We start from the raw sequence: 10,324 nt of genomic DNA, 5'->3' as shown, positions 1-10,324 counted from the left end.
GAGCTGTATCTGCCCGAGCCGTGGATCGCCGACCAGCAGCGGTGCCGGCGGGCGGGAATCCCGGAAGGGACCGGGTTCGAGACCAAGCCGCGCCAGGCCATGGCGATGCTGGCGCGGGCGTTCGCCGCGAAGGTGCCGTTCGGGTGGATCACCGCTGACGAAGCCTACGGTCAGGTCAAATACCTGCGGTTGTGGCTGGAAGCACACGACGCCGCACATGTGCTGGCCACCAAGGTCAACGACACCCTGGTCACCACCGGCGGTCGCGAAGCCAGAGCCGACCAGCTGATCGCTAGTCTGCCTGCCCGGGCGTGGCGGCGGCTGTCGGTCGGGGCCGGGGCGCACGGGCCGCGCGAGTACGACTGGGCGCGGGTGCCGATCCGGATCGGCTGGCAGCCCGGGCGCGGACACTGGCTGCTCGCCCGCCGCTCACTCTCGGATCCGTCCGAGATCGCCTACTACGTCTGCTATGGACCCCGCCGCTCGACGCTGCTGGACCTGGCCTGGATCGCCGGGGCCCGCTGGCGGATCGAGGAGTGCTTCCAGCAGGCCAAGAACGAAGCCGGACTCGATCACTACCAGGTCCGGTCCTGGCGGGCTTGGTATGCCCACATTACCCTGTCCATGCTCGCCCACGCCTGGCTCGCCGTCTCTCGATCCCTTGCCGTAAAAGGGGAACCGGTACCACTGAGCCAGGCATGATCGGATTCACGATACCGGAAATCCGGCGCCTGCTCACCAAGCTGGTCTTGCGCGTCACCGACGCCGCCGACCACATCTGGGCATGGTCCCGCTTCCGCCGCCGACGACAACACCAAGCACGGCTCAGCCACTACAAACGACGCGGCTACCCACTCACCTAACTGCCGTTGCAGTACTAGGAGCTGTCCTGTAAGTCATCGGAGCCAGATCTACCGCATGGTCACCGACAACGGCGCGTGCTACCGCGCGAACGACTTCGCCGCCGTCCTGCGCGGGGCCCGGCATCAGCGGATCACGCCCTACATCCCACGCCACAACGGGAAAGCCGCTGGGGTGGCTGGTCGGTGATCCGCCAGCGCGAAGAGCTCGCTGGCCCTTGCCTATCGGCTGCACGACTTCTAGCATTCGAATGGATTTCGTCCAGAACTTACCAATGGGGGAAAACCGATGAGAAGAGTCAGCATGACCGTGGCCGCCGCAGCGGCTGCTCTTACTCTCGTCGCCGCGCCCACGGTCGCCGCAGCGGCACCGGCCGGCGCAGCTGCCTACCCCACCTCCTACTTTCTGGTAAAGGACGGCGCGGGTGGCTACTTCTCCGGCAGGGTCACCTGGTACAACCGCTCCGTCGGCATCGTGGGGTCGTTGAACTCCAGCGGATGCGAGCGGGCTCTCGCGAGGTCGCTTGTGGACACGAAACAGCTTGACGCGAAGAGCACGAGCCTGCGCTGCAATACCGTCACCTCGTTCAACGTTTCCCTTTCCGCGGACGTTCCCGGTGGAGCGAATCGCGTCTATGTCGACCTCACCGACGAGTACGGCACAGTGCTGGACTTCCAGAATTGTTTTCTTGGCTCCGCGGACTGCGTCTAGGAGCTGTCCTGTGAGTCATCGGAGCCAGAGCACGATGGCGGCGATGGTGAGTTCGGCCTGGTAGTAGGCGGCGCGTTTGGCGTAGCGGGTGGCGAGGTCTCGGAACTGTTTGAGCCGGTTGAAGCAGCGTTCCACGACGTTGCGCTGCTTGTAGGCCTCAGGATCGAACGTGGGTGGTCGCCCGCCGCGGGAGCCTTTGGCCGTGCGGCGGGCGATCTGGTCATGGCGCTGCGGACTGACAAAATTGATCCGCCGCTGCCGCATCGCCTCACGGGTCGAGGGATGCGAATACGCCTTGTCCGCGATCACTGCGTCCGGTCGCGCCCTGGGGCGACCCGGCCCGAGCCGGGCGATGCTGATGCCGTTAAGCAACGGAACCAGCTGCGGATTGTCTCCGGCTTGGCCCGCGGTGAGCAGGAACCGCATCGGCAGGCCACGCCCGTCGACGGCGAGGTGGATCTTCGTGCTCAGCCCGCCACGGGACCGGCCGAGTTCTTCCCCGTCGACGACGATGGCTTCGACCTCGCCGCTGCATCCCCTTTTTTCCGGGCGCCGGCCGAGTGCTGATGCGCTCGGACAACACTCGAATCCACCGAGACGACCCACTCAAGATCACCAACGGCGTCGTCTTTGACAATGACGTGGTCGAGGATCTTGTCCCAGGTGCCGTTCTTGGTCCACAACCGCAACCGTTCATGCGCGGTCTTCCACGGCCCATAACGTTCGGGCAGGTCACGCCACGGAGCACCGGTGCGCAGCTTCCACAGGATCGCATTGATCACCTGGCGGTGATCACGCCATCGCCGGCCACCACCGGACACCGGCGGCAACAACGGCTCGATCACCGCCCACGCCCGATCCGTCAGCTCACCCCGCCCAACCACCACACACGATTACCAGACCCACAGCTCAACCACTTACAGGACACGCCCTAATCCGGGACGCCGCCGGACCGCTCGTGGCCGAGGTCGAGCAGCTCCTCGAAGAACCCGCCGATCCGCCGTTCGCGGTCGACGAGGTGGACCTCGAGGATCCAGTGCGACGTCTGCCCGTTGCGGTCCGGCCGGCGCATCGGCCGCTCGCTGCCCGGCGCGATGTAGGACTCGATCCGCTCGCCGTCGATCGTCTCGTGCGGGAACTGCCCCACGAGGTGCCCGGAGTGCGCGCCGCCGAACTCCCAGCCCGCCTCGGCGGCGAGCTTGGTGACGTGCTCGTACAGCTCGGCGCCGGTCACGTCCGCGTGGGCTTCGAAGTACTCGCGCCCGGCCTGCCACACCACGGGCAGGCTGTCGCGCAGCCGCAGCTTCACGGGGTCGTCGCCGAGCACGAACGTCCGCCCGAAGTCCGCCTCGAACTCCTCGAAGATCGGCCCGAAGTCCACGAACACGATGTCGTCCCCGGCGATCACGCGGTCGGGCGGGTTCTCCCGGTACGGCCGCAGCGTGTTCTCGCCCGCGCGCACGATCCGCTTGTGCCAGTAGCGGTCCACGCCGAACAGCTCCGCCGCGAGGTCGCGCACCGCGTTGCTCGCCTCGGTCTCGCGCACGCCGGGCGCGAGCAGCCCGCGCCGCTCGACCTCTTCGAACAGCTCGACGGCCTTGGCCTGCGCGTCCAGCAAACGCGCCGCGCGTTGTGCCTCGTCCTCGATCAGCTCACCCATGTCCCCGACGGTAACCACCGCCGCGCGCGGCCACCAGGCGAGTCCGATTTGGGTGCTCGCGAGGGGAATCACCCGATCCGCGGCCGAACCTGGGAGAACTCCACAGGTTTCCCACGGAGCCCGGCAAGGAAAATCTCAGGTACGGGGTGTGTTCTGGTCGAGGCGGTAGCCAGGAGCGGGACGAGGCTGGAGCGGGAACATGAGCGAACAGGAGCCGGGGTCGACCGGTGGGCAGACCGGCGGCACGCCGTACGGACACGGCGACCAGACCCAGCCGGGCGCGTACGGACAGTACGGCGCAGCGGGTCAGCCGGGCGGGGCGGGGCAGGCGGGTACGCCGGGGCAGCAGGGTCACTACGGCCCCTACGCCGGTTACAACCAGGGCTGGGCACCGCAGGGCGCGTGGGGACAGTACCCGGGCACCCAGCAGTTCCCGCAGACGCCGTACCACCGGCCGCCGCGGCCGATGCGCAGCGCGGCGATCGCCGTCGGGGCCATCGGGCTTTCGGTGGTGCTCGGCCTGGGCATCGGGCACTTCGTGTGGACGCCCGGCTCGGATTCCGCCGCGGGCAACCAGAACTTCGGGTCCGTGGCTCCTCCCGGGGGCACGTCGAGCACGTCGATCGACCCCAACGGGATCGCGACGAAGGTCGACCCGGGCCTGGTCGACGTGAACACCGAGCTGGGTTACCAGAGCGCCGCCGCGGCGGGCACCGGCATCGTGCTGACCTCCGACGGCGAGATCCTCACCAACAACCACGTCGTCGAAGGCGCCACCAGCATCAAGGTGACCGACATCGGCGACGGCAAGACCTACACCGCCTCCGTGCTCGGCTACGACCGCAGCCACGACATCGCGGTGATCAAGCTCAACGGCGCCTCCGGTCTGAAGACCGCGACGCTCGGCAACTCGTCCGCGGTCGCGGTCGGCGACGCCGTGGTCGGGATCGGCAACGCGGGCGGCGCCGGCGGCACCCCGGCCGTGGCGGCGGGCAAGGTCACCGCGCTGAACCAGTCGATCACCGCGTCGGACGAGTCCGCCAGCTCGTCGGAGCAGCTCACCGGCCTGATCCAGGTCGACGCCGACATCCAGTCCGGCGACTCCGGCGGCCCGCTGGTCAACGCCAACGGCCAGGTGATCGGCGTCGACACCGCCGCGTCGCAGGGCTTCCAGTTCAACGGCGGCCAGGGGCAAGGCGGGTTCGGCCGTGGCCGCGGCGGGTTCGGCCAAGGGCAGGGCGGTCTCGGGCAGGGCGGTCTGGGGCAAGGCGGCCTGGGTCAGGGCCAAGGCGGCCTGGGTCAGGGCCAAGGCGGCCTGGGCGGCCTCGGCCAGGGCGACGGCGGTCTGGGCCAGGGCGGCCCCGGCGAAGGCGACGGCCAGCAGGGCGCCTCGGGCGGGCACCAGGGCTTCGCGGTCCCGATCAACGAGGCGATCGACCTCGCCCACCAGATCATCGGCGGCAAGTCGTCCGACTCCGTCCACATCGGACAGAGCGCGTTCCTCGGCGTGTCCGTGAGCGACGCCGGCCAGGCACAGCAGGCCCCGGGCGGCTTCGGCCAGGGACAGGGCCAGGCCCAGGGCGGCCAGGCCCAGGGCCAGGCCCAGGGCGGCTCGACCGGTGCGCAGATCCAGGACGTCGTCGCGGGCGGCCCCGCGGCCTCGGCCGGCCTCACCGGCGGCGACGTGATCACCGCCGTCGACGGCAAGGCCGTCGACTCGGCGACCGCGCTCACCACGCTCATGGACACCCACCACCCGGGCGACAAGCTCACCATCACCGTGGTGGACCAGACCGGCCAGCAGCACGACGTCTCGGTGACGCCGGTCAGCGGCCCGGTCGGCTGAGCCAGAAAACACGAGGAGGGGTTCCGGACCGTTGTGGACCGGGACCCCTTCCGCTGTCGCGGCGCCGCACCGGGAACCGGACGGGTTCAGTCGACGGATGTGCTTCACCACACTGCACGAACGTGGCCGGTTCGCCGCGAACCGTTGACGGCATCGTGCGGTGAAGCGTCGTGAGCGCCGGGGCATGGTCCGGCTGCCGGAAGCCGGTCCACAACCCGGGCCGGGACGGGCAGGGTTTCCAGAGGGACCGACCTGACCGACCTCAGCGAGCGTGAGTACTTCGCCCAGTTCGCCGAGCGGCCCGGCATGTTCGTCGGCCCGGTGTCTCTCGCCGCGGTGGTGGCTTTCCTGAACGGCTACGACCGGGCGGCCCACCGGGAGGGCAGGCCGGGCTTGGGAGGGTGGCGCGACTGGTTGATGGCGAATCACCAGGTCGGCCCGAACCTCGTCGGGGAGGCCCAGATCCGGCAGATCGCCCTCCCCGATGCCGGCGACCGGCGGAACCTCGCACCGGGAGCAGGAGGCACAAGTTCTCGCGGGCCTCTTCGAACGGCTCGACACGTTCCTCGCCGAACAGGAAGGCGCGACGTCAGGGTGACGACCTCCGATCGCGCCGCTCGACCCCGGCGCGAGAACGCCGTCACGCGTCAGCGCCGACGTCGCGGACCGGGACCCCTCCCGCCGTTGCGGCGTTACCTTCCTCCCGACGCGAGGGAGGAAGCCCGATGGCCCGCAACTGGTTCACCCCGTTGCTGCTGCTGGTTGTCACCGGCTGCAGTGCGAGCACGACCGGCCAGGCGCACCCCGCCGGCGGCGAGCTGCCGGACGCGGCCGACGGGCGCGACTACGCCGCCTGCGCCGACGGCAACTGCGAAGTCCTCGTGACGAAACCGGTCGACCTCCCGGCGGGTGGCCGGGGCGACGTCGACACGCTGTCGATCACCCGCATCGGGCCCGCCGGCGTGGACTACGAGCTCAAGGGCGCGCACGGCGGCGGCTCCGGGAACCTGACCACCGGCTGTGTCTCGACGTTCTACGAGGGTGGGGGCGGGTCGGCGTGCTACTCGGGTGCCGTGCCGCGGCCGGAGGCCCAGACCGGGGTGCTCGCGGTGCGGCTGACGGGGGCGTCGGGGGCCGGGGCCGTGGTGCAGCTGGTCTCGGGCCCGCCCGGGCCGCCGCCGGAGTCGCTCGTGCCTCACATTCCCGGTTTCGGAGGCTGAGCGCGGCCTATTCTCTGCAGCGGCACCGTCGCCGAAGCCGGGAGAGGAATCCGTGGACTCCATCAGCACCCTGTCGTACGAGCCGCTCACCCCGATCGCCTACCTCGACCGCGCCGCGGCCGCGCACGGGGACCGGATCGCCGTGGTCGACGGTGAAGACCGCTGGACCTACGCCGAGCTGCACGAGCGGTGCCGCCGGCTCGCCGGGGCGCTGGCGCCGCTCGCCGACGGGCGGCCGGTGGCCGTGCTGGCGCCCAACACCCACGTGCTGCTGGAGGCCAACTTCGGCGTGCCGTGGGCGGGCGTGCCGCTCGTCGCGGTGAACACGCGGCTCGCGGCGCGCGAGGTCGCCTACATCCTGGAGCACGCGAAAGCGGCGGTGCTGGTCCACGACCCGGTGTTCGACGAGCTGGTCGAAGACGCCGTCGCGCTGCTGCCCGGAACCGCGCCCCACCGGATCCGCGCGGGCGAGGAGTACGAGCGGCTGCTCGCGGCCGCCGAGCCGCTGGCGATCACGCCCGAGGACGAGCGGTCCGTGCTGTCGATCAACTACACCTCCGGCACCACCGGCCGGCCGAAAGGCGTGCTGTACAGCCATCGCGGCGCGTACCTGCAGGCGCTGGCGATGGTCGGGCACACCGGCCTGTCGCCCTCGGCGGTGCACCTGTGGACGCTGCCGATGTTCCACTGCAACGGCTGGTGCTTCCCGTGGGCGGTCACCGCGGCCGCGGCCACGCACGTGTGCCTGCCGAAGGTCGAGCCCGCCCGCGTGTGGCAGCTGATCCGCGAGCAGGGCGTGACGCACCTCAACGGCGCGCCGACCGTGCTGTCGATGCTCGCCTACGCGCCGGAAGCGGCGCGGGTCGAAACGACGGTGCGCGTCGCCACCGGGGGAGCGCCGCCGTCGCCGGCGATCCTGCGGCGCATGAGCGAGCTCGGCTTCGACGTGACGCACCTCTACGGCCTGACCGAAACCTACGGCCCGGCGATGATCTGCGACTGGCGCCCCGAGTGGAACGCGCTCGACGAGCAGGAACAGGCGCGGCTCAAAGCACGCCAAGGCGTGGGCAACATGATCTCGTGCACCGCCCGCGTGATCGCCGACGACGGCACCGACGTGCCCGCCGATGGTGCCACCGTCGGCCAGATCGCCTTGCGCGGCAACAACGTCATGCTCGGCTACCTCGACGATCCCGAAGCGACGCGCGCCGCCGTGCCCGACGGGTGGTTCCGCACCGGCGACCTCGGCGTCGTACACCCGGACGGCTACGTCGAGCTGCGCGACCGCAGCAAGGACGTGATCATCTCCGGTGGCGAGAACATCGCGTCGGTGGAGGTGGAGCAGGCGATCGCCGAGCACCCGGCCGTGCTGGAGGTGGCGGTGGTCGCCGTGCCGGACGACCGCTGGGGCGAGGTGCCCGCCGCGTACGTGACCTTGCGCGACGGCGAGAGGGCCACGGAGGCCGAGATCGTCGAGTTCGTGCGCGAGCGGCTGGCGCGGTTCAAGGCGCCGAAGTCCGTGACGTTCGGGGACCTGCCGAAGACCTCGACCGGGAAGATCCGGAAGTACGTGCTGCGCGAGAAGGCCTGGGCCGGCGTGGAGCGGCGCATCCAGTGAGCGCTCAGCCGAGCCGGTAGAAGCGCCACATGTCGTGGTCGATCGGCAGGGTCTCGACGCGGTCGAACCCGGCCTCGCGCGCGTAGGCCTCGACGGTCGAGCGGCGGATCGCGGTGCCGGTGGCGGCCGAGCTCGGGCTGCTCATGCTGTCGGGCAGGCAGATCGCCACGCTGAAGCCGTACATCAGCCGCTCGACCGCGTCGCCGGGTGCGGTGAACTCGTCGGCGACCTTCATGTCGGCCACGAGCACCGGCCCGCCGAGGCCGCGCATCGCCGCGAGCGCGCGCACCGGGTAGGGCAGGTCGTGCAGGCATTCGAAGGCCATCACGAGGTCGTACGGTTCGGCTTCGACCGTGCCGATGTCCTGGCGGTGCACGGTGATCCGGTCGGCGAGGCCGGCTTCGGCGACGTTGGTCCGGGCGAGCTCCACCGACGCTGGGTCGAGGTCGTACGCGTCGACGCGGGTCCGGGGGAACGCGCGCGCCAGGGCGATCGCGGCCCAGCCGCCACCGCAGCCGATGTCGGCGACGCGCGAGGGACCGTCGGCCAGGCGCACGAGCACGTCGGGCATCGCGGGCAGCCATTGGGGCGCCAGCAGGTGCAGGAAACCCGGACGGTTGAGCGCCGCCTGCGATTCCCGCATGTCGGCGCCGTAGCCGGCCCACGGGAAACCGTGGCCGGTGCGGAATGCCTCCGCGACCTCGGGCACGTGCCCGGCGGCGCTCACGAGCTGGCGCGCGAGCGGGCTGAGGTAGGCGAGCGCGTCCTGGTCGGCGAGCACCGTCTCGGCGCCGGGGGCGAAGCGGTAGTGCCGCTCTTCGTCGGCTCCGGTGACTTCCAGGAACCCCGACACCGCCTGCTGTTCGAGCCATTCGCGGGCGCACCGCTCGTCGGTCCCGGTCGTCTCCGCGAGCTGGGCGGGCGTGCGGTCGCCGCCGGCGAGGGAGCGGTAGTAGCCGAGGCGGTCGCCGAGCGCGATCGCGATGAGGTCGGAAGTCGCGACGGCGGCGTCGAACACGCGCGCCGCCATGGCTTCGGCGGGGTCTTCGGGCATCACCCAGTATTCGCAGAGCCGCCCGAACCGGACAACGACGGGCTTTTCACCGGGGCCCGGGGTCGTGGCCCGGGCCCCGGCGGCGATCAGCGGGCGATCGCGGAGAGCAGCTCGGCGTTCGTGGTGTCGCCGGACAGCTCCCAGCCGAAGACGCCGCCGAGCCCCTGCGACTGCGCGTAGCCGGCCTTGGCCGACGCCGTCGCCGGGGTGTCGTAGCTCCACCACTGCGAGCCGCACTTCGCGTAGGCGGTGCCGGCGATCAGGCCGTTGGACGGGCACGTGGTTTTCAGGACCTTGTAGTCCTCGACGCCGTCCTCGCCCGTGGTGGTGCCCTTCACCGGGCCGGTCGCGGTGCCGCCGGGCTGCTTCTGCGTGACGCCGTCCCAGCCGCGGCCGTAGAACCCGAGGCCCAGCAAGAGCTTCGCCGACGGCACGCCGTCACCGCGTAGCTTCTGGATGGCGGCGTCGGCGTAGAACCCCGCGGTGGGAATGCCGTAGTAGGAGCGCAGCGGCGAATGCGGCGCGGTGGGACCGGTCGGGGCGGCGCCGGCGACGAAGTAGTCGTAGGTCATCACGTTGTACCAGTCGAGGTAGCGGCTCGCGCCCGCGTAGTCGGTGGCGTCGATCTTGCCGCCGGACGTGCCGTCCGCGGTGATCGTCGCGGTCACGAGCTGCTTCCCGAACCTGGCGCGCAGCGCCTGGACGACCTTGGTGAAGGCGGCGGGGCCGCTGACGTCGCATTCGAGGCCGCACGCGTTGGGGTACTCCCAGTCGACGTCGATGCCGTCGAAGAGCCCGGCCCAGCGCGGGTCGTTCACGAGGGCGTAGCAGGAGTCCGCGAACTTCGCGGGGTCTTTCGCGGCCTCGGTGAAGCCGGGGGAGAAGGTCCAGCCGCCGAACGACCAGACGATCTTCAGGTTCGGGTGCAGCTTCTTGAGCTGGAGGAGCTGGTTGAAGCTGCCGTGCAACGCACCGGGTGCCGTGCTGTCGGCCTGCCCGTCGACGCTCGTGGCGGCGTCGTAGGGCTGGTCGGCGTCGGCCCACTCGTCGCCGAACGCGCACTGGCCGGCCGAGACGGTGCCGAACGCGTAGCTGATGTGGGTGAGCTTCGCGGCGGAGCCGGAGGTCTCGATGTCCTTGACGTGGTAGTTGCGGGCGTACACGTCCCAGTCGGCGAAGTAGGCCATGACCTTGTGGTCCGGCTGGTGATTCGCCGCGGCCGGGGCGGGTGCCGGTGTGGTCGCCGTTGCCGGCGCTGCGAGCGAGGCGAGTACCAGGGCCGCCCCGGCCCCGGCCGTGACCAGACGTCTCAGCACGATCGTTTTCCCTTCGACGGGGAAGAAGACCGCCGGAC

Annotated in this window: 8 protein-coding genes and 2 pseudogenes; 6 read left to right on the top strand and 4 right to left on the bottom strand. The window is 70.7% G+C overall.

Going from position 1 to position 10,324, the window contains the following annotated elements; translation table 11 throughout:
* The 3 genes and pseudogenes from AB0K15_RS37785 to AB0K15_RS37775 all read left to right on the top strand — a co-directional run.
* Positions 1-702 (top strand): IS701 family transposase (locus AB0K15_RS37785; RefSeq protein WP_364062016.1); only part of this gene is annotated, 702 nt, incomplete at its 5' end.
* Between the two features lie 207 nt (positions 703-909).
* A pseudogene (locus AB0K15_RS37780) lies at positions 910-1,026 on the top strand (IS481 family transposase); the annotation flags it as partial.
* A 138-nt stretch (positions 1,027-1,164) separates the two neighbouring features.
* Positions 1,165-1,572, top strand: coding sequence for a hypothetical protein (locus AB0K15_RS37775; protein ID WP_364062013.1), 408 nt, complete (start codon positions 1,165-1,167; stop codon positions 1,570-1,572).
* Between the two features lie 15 nt (positions 1,573-1,587).
* Here the strand turns inward: AB0K15_RS37775 and AB0K15_RS37770 are convergent.
* Both AB0K15_RS37770 and AB0K15_RS37765 read right to left on the bottom strand, forming a co-directional pair.
* Positions 1,588-2,456, bottom strand: a pseudogene (locus AB0K15_RS37770) (IS5 family transposase).
* A 47-nt stretch (positions 2,457-2,503) separates the two neighbouring features.
* The gene (locus AB0K15_RS37765; protein ID WP_364062010.1) at positions 2,504-3,232 is read right to left on the bottom strand and encodes a M24 family metallopeptidase; all 729 of its coding nucleotides are present in this window, start codon (positions 3,230-3,232) and stop codon (positions 2,504-2,506) included.
* Between the two features lie 199 nt (positions 3,233-3,431).
* Here AB0K15_RS37765 and AB0K15_RS37760 point away from each other — a divergent pair, with 199 nt between their 5' ends.
* The 3 genes from AB0K15_RS37760 to AB0K15_RS37750 all read left to right on the top strand — a co-directional run bounded on the left by AB0K15_RS37760 (position 3,432) and on the right by AB0K15_RS37750 (position 7,916).
* Complete coding sequence (locus AB0K15_RS37760; RefSeq protein ID WP_364062007.1) at positions 3,432-5,078, top strand: trypsin-like peptidase domain-containing protein; 1,647 nt, start codon at positions 3,432-3,434, stop codon at positions 5,076-5,078.
* A gap of 725 nt (positions 5,079-5,803) precedes the next feature.
* Positions 5,804-6,298: a hypothetical protein gene (locus AB0K15_RS37755; RefSeq protein ID WP_364062004.1), complete on the top strand. Its 495-nt coding sequence runs from the start codon at positions 5,804-5,806 to the stop codon at positions 6,296-6,298.
* 61 nt (positions 6,299-6,359) lie between these two features.
* Entirely contained in the window at positions 6,360-7,916 is a 1,557-nt protein-coding gene (locus tag AB0K15_RS37750) for an AMP-binding protein (RefSeq protein ID WP_364062028.1), read from the top strand.
* 4 nt (positions 7,917-7,920) lie between these two features.
* Here the strand turns inward: AB0K15_RS37750 and AB0K15_RS37745 are convergent, their stop codons facing one another.
* Positions 7,921-8,970, bottom strand: a complete 1,050-nt coding sequence (locus AB0K15_RS37745) for a methyltransferase domain-containing protein (RefSeq protein ID WP_364062001.1) — start codon at positions 8,968-8,970, stop codon at positions 7,921-7,923.
* Positions 8,971-9,056: 86 nt separating this feature from the next.
* Positions 9,057-10,286 carry a glycoside hydrolase family 18 protein gene (locus AB0K15_RS37740; protein WP_364061998.1) on the bottom strand — a complete coding sequence of 410 codons (1,230 nt, stop codon included), beginning with the start codon at positions 10,284-10,286 and terminating at the stop codon, positions 9,057-9,059.
* Between the last annotated feature and the right edge of the window lie 38 nt (positions 10,287-10,324).

The sequence above is a fragment of the Amycolatopsis sp. NPDC049253 genome (assembly GCF_040678995.1).
In the GTDB taxonomy this organism is placed as follows: Bacteria; Actinomycetota; Actinomycetes; order Mycobacteriales; family Pseudonocardiaceae; genus Amycolatopsis.
This window is presented reverse-complemented; position numbering and strand designations above follow the sequence as displayed.